Source organism: Listeria fleischmannii subsp. fleischmannii LU2006-1 (genome assembly GCF_000344175.1).
GTDB lineage: Bacteria > Bacillota > Bacilli > Lactobacillales > Listeriaceae > Listeria > Listeria fleischmannii.
In genome coordinates this window covers 1-17,300 of sequence record NZ_ALWW01000010.1, presented here as the reverse complement: position 1 = coordinate 17,300, position 17,300 = coordinate 1, and the positions used below count along the sequence as shown (strand labels likewise).

Annotated in this window: 17 protein-coding genes, 2 pseudogenes and 1 riboswitch; of the genes and pseudogenes, 18 read left to right on the top strand and 1 reads right to left on the bottom strand. The window is 39.3% G+C overall.

The window, feature by feature from the left end; genetic code table 11:
* Window positions 1–151 precede the first annotated feature (151 nt).
* The 4 genes from LFLEISCH_RS04605 to LFLEISCH_RS04590 all read left to right on the top strand — a co-directional run bounded on the left by LFLEISCH_RS04605 (window position 152) and on the right by LFLEISCH_RS04590 (window position 3,396).
* Window positions 152–952: a formate/nitrite transporter family protein gene (locus LFLEISCH_RS04605; protein WP_007473511.1), complete on the top strand. Its 801-nt coding sequence runs from the start codon at window positions 152–154 to the stop codon at window positions 950–952.
* 87 nt (window positions 953–1,039) lie between these two features.
* Window positions 1,040–1,594 (top strand): GNAT family N-acetyltransferase, encoded by a 555-nt coding sequence (locus LFLEISCH_RS04600; protein ID WP_007473509.1) that lies wholly within the window; start codon window positions 1,040–1,042, stop codon window positions 1,592–1,594.
* Window positions 1,595–1,692: 98 nt separating this feature from the next.
* Window positions 1,693–1,881 carry a hypothetical protein gene (locus LFLEISCH_RS04595; protein ID WP_007473507.1) on the top strand — a complete coding sequence of 63 codons (189 nt, stop codon included), beginning with the start codon at window positions 1,693–1,695 and terminating at the stop codon, window positions 1,879–1,881.
* Window positions 1,882–1,905: 24 nt separating this feature from the next.
* Window positions 1,906–3,396 carry a Mur ligase family protein gene (locus LFLEISCH_RS04590; RefSeq protein WP_007473506.1) on the top strand — a complete coding sequence of 497 codons (1,491 nt, stop codon included), beginning with the start codon at window positions 1,906–1,908 and terminating at the stop codon, window positions 3,394–3,396.
* A gap of 263 nt (window positions 3,397–3,659) precedes the next feature.
* Here LFLEISCH_RS04590 and metX read toward each other — a convergent pair.
* A pseudogene (gene metX / locus LFLEISCH_RS04585) lies at window positions 3,660–4,765 on the bottom strand (homoserine O-acetyltransferase MetX).
* Between the two features lie 102 nt (window positions 4,766–4,867).
* Window positions 4,868–4,968, bottom strand: a riboswitch (SAM riboswitch).
* 89 nt (window positions 4,969–5,057) lie between these two features.
* Between metX and LFLEISCH_RS04580 the strand changes: the two are divergent.
* From LFLEISCH_RS04580 to LFLEISCH_RS04520, 14 genes and pseudogenes are all read left to right on the top strand, one after another.
* A complete protein-coding gene (locus LFLEISCH_RS04580) occupies window positions 5,058–5,627 on the top strand; it encodes an alpha/beta fold hydrolase (protein WP_241432871.1) in 570 nt (189 codons plus the stop codon).
* Window positions 5,603–5,851 (top strand): alpha/beta hydrolase, encoded by a 249-nt coding sequence (locus LFLEISCH_RS15815; RefSeq protein WP_241432870.1) that lies wholly within the window; start codon window positions 5,603–5,605, stop codon window positions 5,849–5,851. The genes LFLEISCH_RS04580 and LFLEISCH_RS15815 overlap by 25 nt, the downstream gene beginning before the upstream one ends.
* 169 nt (window positions 5,852–6,020) lie before the next feature.
* Window positions 6,021–6,551, top strand: a complete 531-nt coding sequence (locus tag LFLEISCH_RS04575) for an HdeD family acid-resistance protein (RefSeq protein ID WP_007473502.1) — start codon at window positions 6,021–6,023, stop codon at window positions 6,549–6,551.
* 198 nt (window positions 6,552–6,749) lie between these two features.
* Window positions 6,750–7,502 (top strand): DeoR/GlpR family DNA-binding transcription regulator, encoded by a 753-nt coding sequence (locus tag LFLEISCH_RS04570; RefSeq protein WP_007473500.1) that lies wholly within the window; start codon window positions 6,750–6,752, stop codon window positions 7,500–7,502.
* Window positions 7,499–8,422: a 1-phosphofructokinase gene (pfkB, locus tag LFLEISCH_RS04565; protein ID WP_007473499.1), complete on the top strand. Its 924-nt coding sequence runs from the start codon at window positions 7,499–7,501 to the stop codon at window positions 8,420–8,422. Before LFLEISCH_RS04570 ends, pfkB begins: the two co-directional genes overlap by 4 nt.
* Window positions 8,419–10,287, top strand: coding sequence for a PTS fructose transporter subunit IIABC (locus LFLEISCH_RS04560; RefSeq protein WP_007473497.1), 1,869 nt, complete (start codon window positions 8,419–8,421; stop codon window positions 10,285–10,287). Before pfkB ends, LFLEISCH_RS04560 begins: the two co-directional genes overlap by 4 nt.
* 156 nt (window positions 10,288–10,443) lie before the next feature.
* Window positions 10,444–12,441 (top strand): BglG family transcription antiterminator, encoded by a 1,998-nt coding sequence (locus tag LFLEISCH_RS04555; protein ID WP_007473495.1) that lies wholly within the window; start codon window positions 10,444–10,446, stop codon window positions 12,439–12,441.
* Window positions 12,442–12,445: 4 nt separating this feature from the next.
* Window positions 12,446–12,913 (top strand): PTS sugar transporter subunit IIA, encoded by a 468-nt coding sequence (locus LFLEISCH_RS04550; RefSeq protein WP_007473493.1) that lies wholly within the window; start codon window positions 12,446–12,448, stop codon window positions 12,911–12,913.
* Between the two features lie 5 nt (window positions 12,914–12,918).
* Window positions 12,919–13,195: pseudogene (locus LFLEISCH_RS04545) on the top strand (PTS sugar transporter subunit IIB).
* 27 nt (window positions 13,196–13,222) lie between these two features.
* A complete protein-coding gene (locus LFLEISCH_RS04540) occupies window positions 13,223–14,575 on the top strand; it encodes a PTS galactitol transporter subunit IIC (RefSeq protein ID WP_007473491.1) in 1,353 nt (450 codons plus the stop codon).
* Entirely contained in the window at window positions 14,572–15,504 is a 933-nt protein-coding gene (locus LFLEISCH_RS04535) for a 1-phosphofructokinase family hexose kinase (RefSeq protein WP_007473490.1), read from the top strand. Before LFLEISCH_RS04540 ends, LFLEISCH_RS04535 begins: the two co-directional genes overlap by 4 nt.
* Entirely contained in the window at window positions 15,504–16,154 is a 651-nt protein-coding gene (locus LFLEISCH_RS04530) for a class II aldolase/adducin family protein (protein WP_007473488.1), read from the top strand. Before LFLEISCH_RS04535 ends, LFLEISCH_RS04530 begins: the two co-directional genes overlap by 1 nt.
* Window positions 16,155–16,156: 2 nt before the next feature.
* Complete coding sequence (locus LFLEISCH_RS04525; RefSeq protein ID WP_007473486.1) at window positions 16,157–16,354, top strand: hypothetical protein; 198 nt, start codon at window positions 16,157–16,159, stop codon at window positions 16,352–16,354.
* Window positions 16,355–16,528: 174 nt separating this feature from the next.
* On the top strand, window positions 16,529–17,260 hold the full coding sequence (locus LFLEISCH_RS04520) for a hypothetical protein (protein WP_007473483.1): 732 nt from the start codon (window positions 16,529–16,531) through the stop codon (window positions 17,258–17,260).
* Window positions 17,261–17,300: the final 40 nt, after the last annotated feature.

Sequence of the window (17,300 nt, the reverse complement as noted above, 5' to 3'; positions counted from 1 at the left end):
ACTTCTTCTAGTGCTTTATTATTAAAATGAAAATGATAACGCTTTACTCAAAATTCGCTATTTTAAATGTATATAAAACGTGATACAATGAACAAGTTATTGCACTTATAGGTCGTGAATATTAAATTTATTTGAGTTGGAGATGAAAGATTTGGATATCGAAAGTAGTCCATTAATGCAGAAAATTGATTACAGCACGAAGAAAAAAATTGATTTAGTAAATAACAGTGTCATTCGCTACATCATACGCGCAATGCTGGCTTGTTTGTTCCTGACTTTAGGAACAGCGGTTGCGGTTATGATAGGAGACAAAGTGGACCATTATGCAGTTGGGCTTGGTAAAATTGTATACGCCTTTATGTTTAGCTGGTCACTCGTTATGATTATTTACATGAATGCTGAACTTGGGACATCGAATATGATGTATATGACAACAGGGGTTTATCAAAAAATTGTACGTCCAGGAAAAGCACTACAAATTTTATTCCTTTGTGTCATTTTCAACTTAATCGGCGGAATTTGTGCAGGGTACCTTGTATCATTAACATCCACGTTTCACAATTTGCCAGCAGATCACTTTTTATTTACAGCTGTAACAGGCAAACTGGAAAAAGCACCGTTGCAAATTTTTGTAGAAGGTATTTTTGCGAATATTGTGGTAAATACAGCCGTTCTATGTACCTTGCGAATGAAAGATGATGCTGGGAAAGTCATTGCGATGATTTTTATTATTTTCATCTTTGCATTCTTAGGCTTTGAGCACGTTATCGCGAATTTCTCTTCATTCTCGCTTGCCTTCTTCGCATCTGGCGGACATTTAGCTGGAATGACAGTAGGAAGTGTAGCTACAAACTTAAGCTTAGCTTTCTTAGGAAACTTTGTCGGCGGTGGTCTTGTCATTGGACTTGGCTATGCTTGGTTAAACCGCACAAAATCAATTTACAAAGATTAAAAGCACCTTTTAAGGTGTTTTTAGTTTATAAAAAAACATCCTTTTGGGTGTTTTTTGCTATAATTGGGGAAAAAGGAGGGGAATAACGTGAAACACTTGTTTCAATTAAATATCAACGAAGCCATAAGCTTGGTTAGTCCAAATGTGCAACTTGCAAAAGATGTTTTTGAAGTAATTGATGTGAATCGCGATCATTTGCGCCCGTTTCTTGATTTTGTGGATGGGACGAAGACGATTGAAGATGAAGAAAATTATATTAAGATGAAACTAAATGGTGAAATAAATGGAACAGATCGCTTATTTCTTATCGCCTATGAAAATGAAATTATCGGTTCAATTGATTTCCACTTCATCGATCAAAATAATCAAACGGCAGAAATAGGGTATTGGATAGGCTCCAAATATGTGGGACGTAATATTGCCACGAAGGCTGTTTTATCCTTGTGTCAAATTGCTTTTTTGGAAATGGGGCTAAATCGGCTTACCATTGTAGCGGATGTTCTAAACAAGCCTAGTAATCGTGTTGCCGTTAAAGCGGGCTTTAAAAAAGAAGGAACCTTTAAGCAAAGTAAAAAGGTATATGGTGAGTTTAGGGATTTTAATATGTATGCTTTGTTAAAAGAAGAATTTAACGCTAGTTAGGAAAATTATTTGCGTTTCAATATACTCGCTTTTCCATTTAGAGTGTGGTATATTGTGATTGTATTTTTCTGATTATTGTACGAAAGAAGTGTGGCTGAATGGATAGATATGTGAGTTTCGCGCGCGTCATTGTGTTTATTTGCATCGTGTTGCCAGCTTGTATTCCGCTTTTTTGGCGGCGACATAAGATGGAAGAAGTGGAACAGGAAGAGGATTTGAAAAATTTTGAAAGGGATGAGAACGGGGAATACCCGTGGGAGAAGGACCATAATAATAAAAATGTTTAAATGAAGGGGAAAAGGGGTTTATTAATGGAAAAAATTGTTCAAATTCAAAATCTCGTGAAAGAATTAGATCGCTATCTTCCAGGATATTTTCTTAATGAAGAACTGCGTCCAGTGGAACTTACAGAAGTAGAATATCAGCATAACATGTTAAGCAGAAATCCAGCTATTTTAGCCAAGACGATGTTTATTTCCATCTCTAGTGAACGACGGGACTATGTGAATCGTAAACCGGTGAAGTGGACGGACGGGAATGTGCAAATCATTGGGAAGGAAAACTTGTTGGGCTTAATCGTGACGGAGACGCCGATTGAAAGTGCACGTCTCACTACACCCCAATTTATTGTCGAAAATAGTTGGGAATTTATGCTTGGATTTTCCAAGCTTGTCAGGACCCATTTTCATAAACCAGCGATTGCGATTACGGGGTCTGTTGGCAAAACTTCTACGCGAATGCTACTTACCCACTTACTGAATGAACGAAAAGTGCTTGAAAATAGAGGGAATCATAATACACGCTTTGCGATTCCGCTTTATATGTCTAAACTTTTAAAAGAGCCGGATGTGTTAAATTTGGAAGTATCCTTAAACGCATTAAATGGCTATGATACAGGTTCCATGTCTAAGCTGATTCGACCAAATATCGTCATCATCACATCTATCGGCGAGGCGCACCTTAGTTCGATGAAGGACACCTCAACCATCGCTTTGTATAAAGCTAAGGTGTTAGAAGGGGCAAATGAAGAGACGACACTCATTTTAAATGCCGATATTGAAAAAAAAGAACGTGACATTATACTAAAAAAAGCAAGAAAATATACGAACCGGATTTTAACCTACTCAGCTAAAGGCCAAGACGCAGACGTACGCTTAAAACACGTTCAACATGAAAAATTTTATGATGCAATTGAAATTACATTTTTTGGCGAGACGCTCACATACCGTTTGCCAACAGGTTCGAACGGTCTTATTGAAAATAGCTTAGCTGCGCTTATGGCGTATTATCAAATTTATAAGGAAACGGGTCCGGCGCTTTTAAAAATGGAATCTTTTAAGTCGTTACCAAAAACAATGGAGATGGTCCCCTTATATTTGCCTGCAAACAAGAAGGCTTTTATGATTGATGATTCGCACAATGCGGCGGTTCCTTCTATGTTAAATGCGATTGATTATTTTAAAACGCATCGCTTTTTTTACCGTGGGAAAACGGTTTTAATTACAGGACAAATTGCGGATTTAGGCGAGAAAGGTCCTTGGGTGCACGTTAAAATAATGAAGGATATTCTAGGGAGTGGCGCAGATTATATTTTTGGTTATGGTGACTTGTTTAAAGATTTATTTAAGCAGGAGGAAAGCGATAAGGTTCGGTGGTTTGATAATTTGAAAGAGCTTCGCAGCGCGCTTTTTGGAATTTTGGATGAGGATAGTTTAGTTGTTTTGAAGGGTTCTGTGACGGGAAGCGATTTCCATAAGTTGGGGGATTTGTTGAAAGAGGAGTATCAAAAAAGAGAAGATTGATTCTTCTCTCAGACTGCTGACAAACGTCAATCTTCGCCGCTCTTGCCTCCGTTCTGGTGCGCTTCGCATAACTTCTCACATGGTCAGGTCAACTACGCCTTCCCTGTTTTCAGTCATCACGTACTCGAGTATGTTCCGCCTCGGTACTCGGCTCTGCTAGAATCTCACCATTTGTCAGCAGTCTGATTTTGGTTAGAAGCGTTTTGTTTTGTGTAAACTTTGAGTTTTTCTACAAGCTGAGAGAAGATTAAGTCTTCTCTTTTTTAGTGCGCTATTTTTTCTGTTGGAAGTAAAAATTCGGTTAAAATGGGTGCGAATTTGATTACTTCGCTGTGTACTAGGAAGGCGTCGTGACCATATTCAGAATCGATTTCGTGGTACGTTACAGGAACGCCTGCTGCTTTTAGCAATTCAAAGTCACGTCTTAGATCGGAAATGCGGAAAAGTTGGTCGGATGTAATCCCTATTAAAAGGTAAGGAATTTTAATGTGGGAATAAGGTGGCGCTTCGCTTTCTTGACTGCGGATAACGTCAAACAGGTCAATTGCTTTTGTTAAATAAAGGTAGCTGTTCGCATCAAAACGTTCAACAAAACTATCGCCTTGGTATTGTAAATAGGATTCGATCTGGAAATGCTCTTTTGAAAAGCGCTTTTTGAACTTTCGGCCACGGTAAAGCGTTCGAAGCGTTTCGAAAAAAGTTCGCTTGTGCGGTAAGTCATCATGCCCACCATTCGAGCAGTAGCGAGCCCGCCTTCTGGCTGTGCGATGTAATTGCCATCGTTAAAATCCGGATCGTTTAAAATGGCCATACGCTGAATGAGGTTGAAACCAATGGCGTCAGGACTAGCTGCTAGCGGAGACGCGATATTGATGACGGAGTTTACATGGTCCGAGTAGCAAATGGCCCACTCGGTTGCTTGCATGCCGCCCATAGAGCCGCCGATAACCGCTTTTAATTTTGAAATATGTAAGGTTTTGATAAGTTCATATTGCACGCGAACGATATCTTTTACACTAAAACCAGGAAAACTAAGGCGGTAAGGAATCCCTGTTTTAGGGTTAATAGAAGAGGGACCTGTTGATCCACTACACCCGCCAAATACATTGGGGCAAATGACAAAAAAACGGTCAGTGTCTAATGCTTTCCCGGGACCAATATAGTCATCCCACCAGCCAGGCGTATCAGCCTCATGGTGCTTCGCTGCATGTGCGGTTCCTGTTAGGGCGTGCAAAAGTAAAATCGCATTGGATTTATCAGCGTTTAATTGCCCATATGTTTCGTAGCCGATTTCAACAGGCTGTAAAGTAGCCCCGTTTTCTAAAATAAAAGCTTCTTTTTGAAATAATAATTGTTGTTTTAAGCCCACTTTGGTCACCCTTTCGTGAAGTTAGTAAGTCGAGTTATAAAAAAAAACCCCTCTTAGCTAAAAAAATAAGCCAAGAGGGGTAGTTATATGTAAGAGACTGCCGACTTATCTTTCAGAATTAACTGCTGGAATTAGCACCGTGATTTTTACATCCGGTTGCTAAGGCTTCATCGGGCCAGTCCCTCCGCCTTTCTTGATAAGGAATGTATGAAATTAACAATAATCATAATATGATTTAGACAATTTGTCAAGTAGGCGGCAAAATTGTTTTTCTAGTTTTGGGGCTGTTAAAATGAAAGATGAGGTGTGGAAAATGAAATTTAAAATTGTAAAACGAAAAATCAAGGATATTCCTGTTTTAGAAATTGTGGATAAAACGAAAGTTGATCATAAATTGCCACTGGTCATTTATTATCATGGCTGGCAAACTAGTAAAGAACTTGTTTTAACCCAAGGGAGAAAGTTAGCGAGTCAAGGTTTTCGCGTGTGTTTGCCAGATGCGCCGAATCACGGAGAGCGTCACCAAAATGTCTCCTCTGTTATTTCCTTAACTTTTTGGAATAGCGTTCAAGGGAATTTAGCGGAATATGAGTATTTACGCGACCATTATGTGAGTCAAGGCATCACTTCAAACCTTTTTGTCGGTGGTGTATCCATGGGGGGAATTACAACTTGTGCCTTGTTAACGCATCACACAGAAATTACGGCAGCAGCTTCGATTATGGGAGAGCCAAGCCCCTTCATTTTCGAATGCGAACCATTGAGCGTGCAACAGAACGCCAAATCAAGCTTCCAAGCGATTATGGGGACCTTCTTTCTTGGCAAGATCGCTATGATTTGGCAGAAAATCCAGAAACCTTAGCGGGTCGCCCGCTTTACATTTGGCATGGCACAGAAGATTATAAAATCCCAATTGAGAGCGTTCAAACATTCGTCAAGAAAAATCAAAATCAGGCACACGGGGCGCGGATTCAATTTGAAATCGGCACAAATGAAGGCCACCTCGTTCAAATTCCGATTATGGATAAAGTCGCCCAGTTTTTTGCGGAAAATAAAACGCTAGATAGCTCCAAACTAGATATATGATTCTTTTGGCGTTTATGTGGACATTCAAAAAGCGTGCTAAGTCGCCATCATGCGTATAAGAAAGACTCTTTTTTTTAGAAAAAAAGTAAATTTTATTCAAACAGGTTTATACCTATGCAGATGGTGGTAAACAAACTTAGAGTTTACATAAAAACATGGGAGGCAAAAAATGAAAACTTTTACACGTATCTTACTATTAATTGCTGGAATTGCTATGATTATCTTAGGTATTTGGTTAATGTTCCATCCGCTCGTGTCGTTACTTACATTTAACTTCACTATCGCGTTTGTGCTACTTGTGTCAGGTATCTTTCATATTATTTCCTACTTTTCAAATCGCAAAGCGCAACATGTATCTGGATGGGTTTTAGCAGAGGGGATTTTATCTACATTACTAGGGGTATTTCTTCTCTTCGACCAAATTGAAGGAGCTGCGACACTTGTTCTTGTATTTGCAATGTGGGTTCTTTTTGCAGGGATTATGCGAACAATCGGTGCTTTTGCGGCTAAACAAAATAACGTCCAAGGTTGGGGCTGGATTTTAACACTAGGCATTATCGGAATTATTGTTGGGTTTATCGCTTTATTCAACCCAGTTGTAAGTTTAATCGGAATCGTCTTTATTACTGGTACATTCTTTATCGTAGAAGGTATTGGCGCGATTTCTACTTTCTTCATCATGGGAAAAATGGAAAAATAAGTAAACTCATAACGGCTGAGCGATGCTCAGCCGTTTTTTTTGTGCGCGCGATGACTCGTTTTGAATGAATTTGAAAGAATAAAACGAATACATTATAATAAAATGGTGGATTATGACTTATTTTTGAATGTTTTTGAATTATAATGATTGATTTTGAAAGAAAAAGATGTTAAGCTAACAATGGATGGAGGAAATGAAATGTTACATGCAGAGCGTAAAGAAAAAATTCTCGACCTGTTAGAACGCGTTACGGTGGTTAAGCTTTCCGAATTAGTTGAGAGTCTAAATGCTTCTGAGTCAACTATTCGACGTGATTTAATTGAAATGGAAGAAGACGGTTTACTCGCGCGTGTTCACGGTGGGGCGAAGCTTCTTAAGCAACATAATTTAGAACCAAGTATGAATGAAAAATCTTTCAAAAACATTCATAGCAAACAATTAATTGCGAAACGAGCGGCAGAGCTTGTGGAAGAAAACGATTGTATTTATTTGGACGCTGGATCAACGACGATTGAAATGATTCCTTTTTTAGCGGATAAAAAAATTACAGTTGTGACGAATGGTTTAAGCCATGTGGAACGCTTAGTCCATTTAAATGTTGAGGCATATCTTCTTGGCGGCAAAATGAAAGTGCATACAAAAGCGGTTGTTGGCGCTGTGGCTCTAGATAATATTAGTAATTATCATTTTGATAAAGCATTTATTGGAACGAATGCCGTTCATCATGAATTTGGCTTTATGACACCGGATACGGAAGAGGCGTTTTTAAAACGTAAGGCGTGTTTACTCGCAGACGAAACTTTCGTCGTAGCAGATCATTCGAAGTTTGAAAGTGCAAACTTTGCAAAGATGTTTGAATTAGACCGTGCGACGCTTATAACAGATTACGTACCGGAAAATAAAGCGGAGTCCTTTATCCAAAAATTAAAGATAATCGAGGTAGAAAAATGATTTATACAATTACGTTAAACCCGTCGATTGATTACATTGTGGAAGTGGAAAACCTTCAAATGGGGGATTTAAATCGCATGAATCGCGATTATAAATTACCAGGCGGAAAAGGAATTAATGTTTCTCGTGTTTTAAATCAATTAGATGTGAAAACGATTGCGAGCGGTTTTTTAGGTGGATTTACCGGTGGATTTATTGCGGATTGGCTTAAAAAAGAAGGTATTCAGTCTGGATTTACGAAAATCGCTGATGATACACGGATTAATATTAAATTAAAATCAAGCGATGAAACGGAAATTAATGGGCTTGGGCCAAAAGTATCTGAAAATGAAATAGCAGACTTCTTTAGGCAATTAGAGCAAGTTGCAGAAAATGACATTGTGATTTTATCAGGCAGTGTGCCGCCTTCGTTAGGTCGTCATTTTTATGATCGTATTATCCAATTTTGTGAACAAAAAGGCGCGGAGTTTATGATTGATACGACAGGGGAAGAACTGCTTCACGCGCTTTCTAAACAACCGATTTTAATTAAACCGAACCATCATGAGTTGGCGGAATTATTTGGTGTCATCTTTTCGTCTAAAGAGGATTTAATCCCGTATGGCAAGAAATGTCTTGAACTTGGCGCTAAACACGTCATTGTATCGATGGCAGGAGACGGGGCCCTTCTTTTTACAGGAAGTGATGTGTACTTTGCTGAACCGATTAAAGGACAGGTGAAAAATTCTGTTGGTGCTGGGGACTCGATGATTGCAGGTTTTGTTGGCACTTTTTCAGAAACAAAAGATCCGGTCGCGGCATTTAAAATGGGTGTGGCAACTGGAACGGCGACGGCTTTTCAAACCGATTTAGCTACAAAAGCGTATATACAAGAAATTTTACCCCAAGTTAAAATACGAAAAATGGAGGAAGCAGAATGAAAATCACGGATTTATTAAGTAAAGACGTTATGATTATGTCTCTAAAGGCAAGAACGAAAGAAGCTGCCATTGATGAGATGATAGATTCCTTAAATAAGAACGGTAAATTAAACGACCCTGTTTTATTTAAAGAAGAAATTATGAAACGTGAAAGCGAGAGCTCAACAGGAATTGGCGAAGGCATCGCGATGCCGCATGCGAAAACAAAGGCGGTAAACACACCAACCGTTGTTTTTGCTAAAAGTGAGGCTGGACTTGACTATGAATCACTAGACGGCGCGGATGCGCATTTGTTTTTCATGATTGCGGCGACTGATGGGGCAAATGAAACCCACCTTGAAACCTTAGCTGCACTGTCTCGCTTACTCGTACATCCTGATTTTGTCAAAAGCCTTAAAGAAGCCAAAACACCAGACGAAGTGATTGCGCTTTTTGATGCAGAACAAGGCGAGAGTGAAGAGGTATCGGCGGAAGAAGAGAAAGCAACAGATAGCGATCAGTTTGTTGTAGCGGTTACGGCTTGCCCGACTGGTATTGCCCATACGTATATGGCAGAAGATGCACTTAAAAATAAAGCGAAGGAAATGGGCGTTTCGATTCGCGTAGAAACAAATGGTTCTGAAGGTGTCAAACATCGCTTAACGGCTGATGAAATTGAACGAGCATCTGGTGTTATTGTAGCAGCCGATAAAAACGTGGAAATGGCGCGTTTTGACGGCAAACATGTACTTGAAACACCTGTAAGTGATGGGATTCGTAAGCCGGAAGAATTAATTCAACGTGCTCTAAAACAAGATGCCCCAGTTTTTCATGCGGATCATGTGAAAAGCGAAGAAGCGTCTTCAGAAAAAGTTTCTGTCGGCAGTAAAATTTATAAAGATTTAATGAACGGAATTTCACACATGCTACCATTTGTTGTTGGCGGCGGGATTTTAATGGCGATTTCGTTCTTAATCGAACAGTTTTATCCAGATAGTGCTGTTTATCAAATGTTATCAGCTATTTCAGGTGACAAAACAGGAGCGTTCCTCTTCCTTATCCCTATTTTAGCCGGTTTTATCGCGAGCAGTATCGCAGATCGTCCTGGTTTAATGCCTGGTATGGTCGGTGGTTTGATGGCTTACACGACAGGTGCTGGATTCCTAGGCGGATTAGCAGCTGGTTTCCTAGCCGGTTATATCGTTTTAGGATTAAAAAAAGTGTTCGCGGGCATGCCTCGTTCACTTGACGGATTAAAACCGATTTTACTTTACCCAGTATTTGGACTGCTCATAACGGGCGGACTTATGTACTTCATTGTCAATCCGATTTTCAAAGTGATTAATGATTTTTTAACCACTCAACTTGAAGGCCTAGGTACTGCCAATGCGGCTATCCTCGGACTTGTCCTCGGTGGCATGATGGCCATTGATATGGGTGGACCGTTCAATAAAGCCGCGTATACATTTGCAATAGGAGTCTTCACCTCAACCGGTGACGGTGCGTTTATGGCCGCAGTTATGGCTGGGGGGATGGTACCTCCGCTTGCTATCGCGCTTGCCACCACATTATTTAGAAGTAAGTTCACAGAACAAGAAAAACAAGCAGGGATTACCAACTATATTTTAGGTCTTTCCTTTATTACAGAAGGGGCCATCCCGTTTGCCGCCGCTGATCCACTTCGCGTTATCACATCCTCGGTAATAGGCTCGGCCATAGCGGGTGCGCTAACACAAATTTGGACTATTAATGTACCTGCTCCGCACGGTGGTATTTTTGTAGCACCCCTTGCGAATAAACCTATTCTGTTTATTGTCGCCATCCTAATTGGTATGGTCATTGCGGGACTGATTTACGGATTTTGGAAAAAACCAAAAGAAGCCTAATAGAATTTTCTTTCGAAGCTAACATTTTTTGTGTTAGCTTTTTTTTGTAGCAACTATTCATCACAATAAAAGAAAGCGCTTTATTTGAAGTTGTGATCGATTTGCAATTTTATGAAAGGGTTATCATTTACTATTAAAGTATGAGGAGGGAAGTAGATGGAACAAGAAACGAAAGAACTCATCATCTATCTTTTATTACATGAAAACATGGATTTTGCAGTAGTAGCCAAACGTTTTCGACTTTCAGAAGTTGAACTACGGAAACAAATTGTAAAAATCAACCATCTACTACAGCAAGAAAAAATTTTTATAAGTGAAGGCACTATTTTAGTCACAGAACAAAGCCGCATGGATTGCTACCGCCTATTAACAACGTTAGAAGTGCGCTTATTTCCTTACTATGAAGTTAAACTTAGGAGGCAGCTCGTTTTAATTCAACTGCTAATGAAGCCAAGATTTTTATCGCTTAAAGCATTAGCCGATTACGTGTATGTCAGCAAAAATACCGTTTTAAGTGACGTGAAATGGATTCGAGATTATTTAAGCCAAAAACGAATTCTACTCAAATACTCACGAAAAGAAGGCTATGCCATAAGCGGCACAGAGTTTTCAATTCGAAATCAACTCGCCGAAATTTTACGTGAAGTCATAAAATTGCCCTATGGAAAATTTATTCTCGATGAAAAAAATTTAATTACACTAAGTGAAACTTTTCTTTTGAAAAAAAGGCTAGAAAGTGTAGAAAAGCGGCTGCAAGTAACATTTACCGACGAGCAACTAGAAGTTCTTCCGTATATGTTAGTTGGAACCATGAAGCGAACGGAAGTTTTAAGAGAAGACTGGTCTTTTCAATTACAACATTATGACCTTAAAAATACGAAAGAATACCCGGTAATTAAAGAAATGTTTTGGGGTTACGATTTTTTATCCGAGGCCGATTATTTATACCTCGCGTTACAAATTTTGGCTTCTAGTTTGTTAGAATCCGTCCTTTATCTTTCGGAAAGTGACGAAATGACAGAGGCGACAACCGAATTTATTCAGCGACTCGAATTTTATTTTGCAACTGAATTTGCCCATAAACACCAGTTTAAAGAAAAAGTATTACTTCATATTCGACCTGCAATATATCGCAATTTACTTGGCTTTCAAATTGAGAATCCACTTGTTGAACAATTTAAAGCTGAACATTTTACAACTTTTCAACTAGTGAAAAAAGCAGCACGCCCATTTGAACAACTTGTAGGGCATGAATGGGCGGAAGAGGAAATGGTCCTTTTATCAATGATTGTACTTGCTTGGATGTACCAAGAAGAGGCATCTGTTGAACCCATTTTTTCTGCGGTGGTCTTATGTCAAAGTGGGACATCTATTTCAAAATTATTAATTGAAAATTTGAAATTAATGTTCCCAACGATTGATTTTAAAGGTGCTTATGCGGTTAGACAACTCTCAGAGGTGGAAGGAAATCTTGATTTTATTTTTACGACTGTCCCTGTTCAAAGTCAGGCGAAAGTTTTTATTGTTCCTCCGATTTTAGGGGATTTTGAACGGAAAAAGTTACGACGAGAGCTAGAACAAACCATTTTACTTAATGAAGGCATGCGGACAAAAGAACTTATGGCGATTTTAAAAGAGGCTATTCCAACTGAAAAACATTCTTTTGTTGAAAAGCGATTAAATCAATTTTTTATGAAAAAGCCGGTGATTGAAAAGACGCCGAAGAAAATGGCCATTTTTGAAGAACAAATTAGCTTTTTAGAAGGGGTAACATTTGATTCTGTCGTACTGGAAGCGTTTAAGCCGCTTTTAAAACGGGGGTCGGTAACGCTGCATTATGTCGAAACCTGTAGCGCTCATTTTTATAATCACTATGAAACGATGATGATTGGACCCAATATTTATTTGCCGCATGCTAGGCCAAGTGATGGCGTTTTAAACGCGGATATTCAAATTATTCGTTTAGACACGCTAGTTGAAACGCCTAGTGGGAAGGAAGTAGATATTGTGGTTGCTCTTGCGCCATCTGAAAAAAATGACCATATTTCACTTCTTTTAAAATTAAACGAGCTTTTTTTAGACGAAAAAAAACGGGAATTAGTTTTATCGGCATCAAGTGAAAATGAGTTGTACGAACTGATTGATAGGGGGTGAAGTGTTGGAGTACGCCGATTTATTTCAAGAAGAAAACACCATGATGGGGCAAATTGCGACAAATCAGCAAAACTTTTTTAGCCTTGCTGCCACAATTTTAGAGGATGGAGGATTTGTGGAACGTTCTTTTTTTCGCGCCATTGTCGAGCGGGAGAAGGCCTTTCCAACGGGTCTTATGATGAACTCGATTCAAATTGCGATTCCGCATACGGATGTTTGCCATGTGAAAAAGCCTTTTGTGTTTGTTAGTAAATTAGAGGAAGCTATTCCATTTATTCAGATGGGGACAACGGACAAAAAAATTAATGTGAAAATGATTTTTATTTTAGGTATTCAGGAACCGCAAAATCAAGTGCCACTTTTAGCCAAAATTATGGAAAAATTTGCAGATGAAACATTTTCAAAAAGGCTCAGCCAGTTTCAAGATAAACGCGAAATGGTGCGCTTTTTAAAAAATCAATTTGGAGGATGAAGATAATGAAAAAAGTCATTGTAGCTTGTGGATCAGGCGTTGCAACAAGCCAAACGGTCGCTTCAAAAGTAGAGCGTATTTTAAAAGAAAAAAGGTGTAGTGGCTGTTGTGGAAGCGGTGGATATTAAATCACTCGAGCAACATATTAAAACGAGCGATGTGTATATTGCGATAACGAAAGCGAATAAAACATTTGATATTCCTACTTTAAATGGGATTGCCTTTTTAACAGGGATGGGGATGGAAGAAGAGACAACAAAGTTACTAGCCGCCTTAAAATAAAAATGAACGAGGGGAGTGTTGAAGGAAATGGATTCCTTACAAAATGTCATACAGTTTGTTTTAAATTTGGGAGCAGCCGTTTTTGTTCCAGCTTTGATGATTATCATTGGTTTAATTGTTCGTATGAAAGCACGTGATGCGTTTAGTGCGGGTATTATTTTAGGTGTTGCCTTTCTTGGGATGAATATTGTTATTGGCTTTATGATTGAAGCGCTGACACCAGCCGCTCAAAGTCTTGCCGAGCGGACGGGTATTGGTCTGACCATTTTAGACGGCGGATGGACTTCGATGGCTACGCTTGCTTGGGCATGGCCACTTGCCTTTTTGATGTTTCCGGTTCAACTCGGAATTAATGCGCTTATGCTAATTTTAAACCGTACTAAGACATTAAACGTAGATTTATGGAATGTTTGGGGCAAAATTTTAACGGCCGTTCTTATTTATGGGGTGACTCAAAATTATTATCTGGCCTTTTTAGTAGCAGGGATTCAAATTGTGGTTGAGTTACTTTTAAGCGATGCCAACCAGCGGCAAATTCAGGAGTTAAACGGTATTCCAGGCGTGACGGTTTCACACGGAATGATGATCTTTTGCGTATTCTTAATGCCTTTTGATTGGCTGCTTAAGAAAATCCCCGTTTTACGAAAAGATATGGATGCTAATGCGTTAAAAGAAAAAATTGGTATTTTCGCGGAAAATCACGTGATGGGGTTTATTATTGGTGGTCTTCTCGGGATTGCGGCGGGGTATGATGTTCCTAAAATCTTGATGCTCGCTATGCAGTCTGCTGCGGCTCTCACTTTATTTCCGATGGTTGCTAAACTGTTTATGCAAGCCCTATCTCCGCTTTCTGACGGGATATCGGAATTTATGAAAAAGAAATTTAAAAATCGAGAATTATTTATTGGGCTGGATTGGCCGATACTCGCTGGTTGTAGTGAAGTTTGGGTAGCGGTTGTCATTATGGTACCGGTGACCTTACTCTTTTCATTCATTTTACCAGGCAACGGTGTATTGCCATTTGCGGGTATTTTAAATATTTCTCTATGCGCACCAGCCCTTGTTGTAACAGGCGGGAATTTGCTACGTATGACGATTCTTGGCATTATTACCACGCCGGTATTTTTATATGTCGCAACTTTTTTTGCAGATACTATTACAAAACTTGCCCGTTCCACAGGTGCGATTTCGTTAAAACCAGGTCAAGAAATCACATGGAGTACACTGGAATATCCGGTTTTTCGGTTTATTATGGCGGAAGCTACAAAACCCACTGTCATTGGACTCGTTTTAGTAGTAGGTTGGCTAATTCTTCTTATTTTCTATTTAAAAGTTATGAAAAAACGAACGCGACAATTTGAAGAGGCGGATGTAAAATGATTTATACAATTACACTAAATCCAGCAATTGACAGACTGCTTTTTATTCGCGGGGAATTAGAAAAACGAAAGACGAATCGGGTGGTGCGTACAGAATTTGATTGCGGCGGGAAAGGCCTTCATGTTTCTCACGTATTAAATCAATATCACATTCCTAATTTGGCACTAGGCTTTATCGGTGAACAAAATCGACCAGAGTTTTTGGATATTTTAAACAAGCGAGCTATTTCCCACTGCTTTTTTGTTGAGCCGGCAAAATGGACACGTGAATGCTTTGTTGTCATTAGCGAGACGTCAAGCGGTAGTACGATGATGCCGGAAGCTGGTTTTACAGTTAGCCAGAAGAACAAAGAAAAACTCCTTTTTTTCATAAAAGAAAGGGTTCAAAAAGACGATTATGTAGTCATTGCGGGTTCACCGCCACCAGAATTTACGCTTGACGACTTTAAAACGTTATTTTCAGCCGTAAAAGAGACAGGAGCTTTCCTTGCTTGCGATTTATCTGGTGAATTTTTGCTCTATGCTGCCAAAAATGGTGTGGATTTCTTAAAACCAAATGAAGAAGAAGTCAAAATATTGGGGCATAAGGCAAATGAGGATGTTCTTCAAAATATTCGTTTACTAATGGGGAAAATTCGTTATTTCGTTGTCTCGCTTGGGAAAAAAGGATCTTATGTCGCCCATAACAATAAAATTTATCGTGTAATAGCGCCACAAGTGACGGAAAAAAGTGATACTGGAGCAGGAGATGCATTCGTTGGCGGGTTTATAGCAGGACTTTTTGAAAATTTAAGTATTGAAGAAGTTATTCGAAAAGCGACCAGCGTAGCAGCAAGTAAAGTGCAGTATATGGACAGCTCGACTTTTAGCCTAGAAGAAGTGGAGCATTTTAAAAAAGAAATTTCAATTATTGAAGTGGAGGGAATGTAATGTTATATGAAAAAGAACGTCAAGATTTAGCGAAAATTGTTAAAACGATGTTTGATCGTTTTGAAACGAATGCGGCAGGGGGAAATGTCTCTGTTAAAATGAACGAGGAGCATATTATTATGACACCAACTTTAATGAGCCAAGCCAAATTATGCCAGCTGTCCCCGTATGAAATTTTAGTTGTAGATCAAAAAAATGAAGTAGTAGAAGGCGACGGAAAAGTAACGCGAGAAATCAATTTACACCGAGCTTGTTATAATGAAAATCCAGAAATTGGCTGTGTGTTACATGCGCACCCTAAAGAATCGATGTTGTTTGCAACACTCGGAATCGATTTACCCAATTTAACCGAGGCAACGCAAAAAATTGGGCGTATTCAAACACTCGAATTTGCCCCCGCAACAAGTAAAGAGCTCGCAGAAATTGTTCGAAAGCATGTAGTCAACCTTAGAGATAAGGCAGTTCCTAGCGCGAGTCTACTTAATAAACACGGCATTGTCGTTCTCGAAACCTCTCTTCATAAAGCCTACGATTTATTAGAGCGGATTGAATATAATGCTTACGTCGCACAAAAAGCTATGGTGTTTGATGCGCTTCACATCCATACCTTAACAGAAGAACCAGAATTAAATTATAATTTGGAGGAATGATAATGACTTCCTACTTTGTAAATATTGGAATTTTTAGCAGTGCAGCGCTTTTACTTGTCGCTACGATTTCAAAGTCTATGCTTATCATGTTTATTGCCTTAATTTTAGCTGTGATTACCCAAACCCTTTATCGAAAAAAATATCCCCGAAAAAATAAAAGCTTTCGTGAGTTACTGGACGAGAGAAGTGAAAAGCGTTAATTTTAAAAGTCGTTACAGGATGTAGCGGCTTTTTTTGGTTGCCGTGAAAAGGGAGCACGAAAAATAGTCCTTTTTTTTCTTACTGCGGAAATGGTTTTCGTTCTTTGGAAAAAGGATTGTTTAGGAAAGCATAAATTCTTATACTGAAAGCATAAATGGAAGGAGGCGTCGGTATTGGGGCAAAATAAAGCAACATATGACCAAAACCCGACTTTTCGGGTAAAAGGAGAATTTTTAACGTGGACGGGATTTGAAGCTATTTTAAACGAGCTTTCGAGTGCTGTTTTGAAACTTAACAAAGCGAATGCGGTACTCGTAATCGAAGGGTATCCAGGCGTTCGCATGGAACTGATTAAGCAGGCTTTAGAAAATCATTTTACAGAGGCAGAACTGATTTTTGCCGATAAATTCGCGTTATCGGGGGAGGAAATTCGGCGTAAATTCGATATGATCATTACGGAGGACCGGGTTTTTGGAAGGATGGCGCCGATTACACTTGAAGACTATTTTGAAAAGGAGCGTTTAGCGGAGCTGCGTCTTAAAGTGGCCCATTCGAAAAAGCCACTTACGATTATTTACGGGACGGGGGCTAGTTTAGCGGCTGAAGCTGATCTTACCGTTTATGTGGATGTGGCGCGCTTTGAAATCCAGAAAAGAATGCGTTCTTTGGAGATGGGGAATTGGAACGACACGAATGTGGATGAGGACATCTTACGGAAGTATAAGCGTGGTTTTTTCTTAGATTGGCGTGCAGCGGACCGTATGAAGGTGTCGCTATTTCATAAAATTGACTACTACATAGACGACAACAGTTTAAACCAACCGAAGATGTTAAAGTGGTCTGATTATTGTTTGGGGCTTACGGAAATGCTTTCTGGTCCGTTTCGTTTTGTGCCGTTATTTTGAGTTCCGGGGGTTTGGGGCGGTTACTGGATTCGAAGGACAA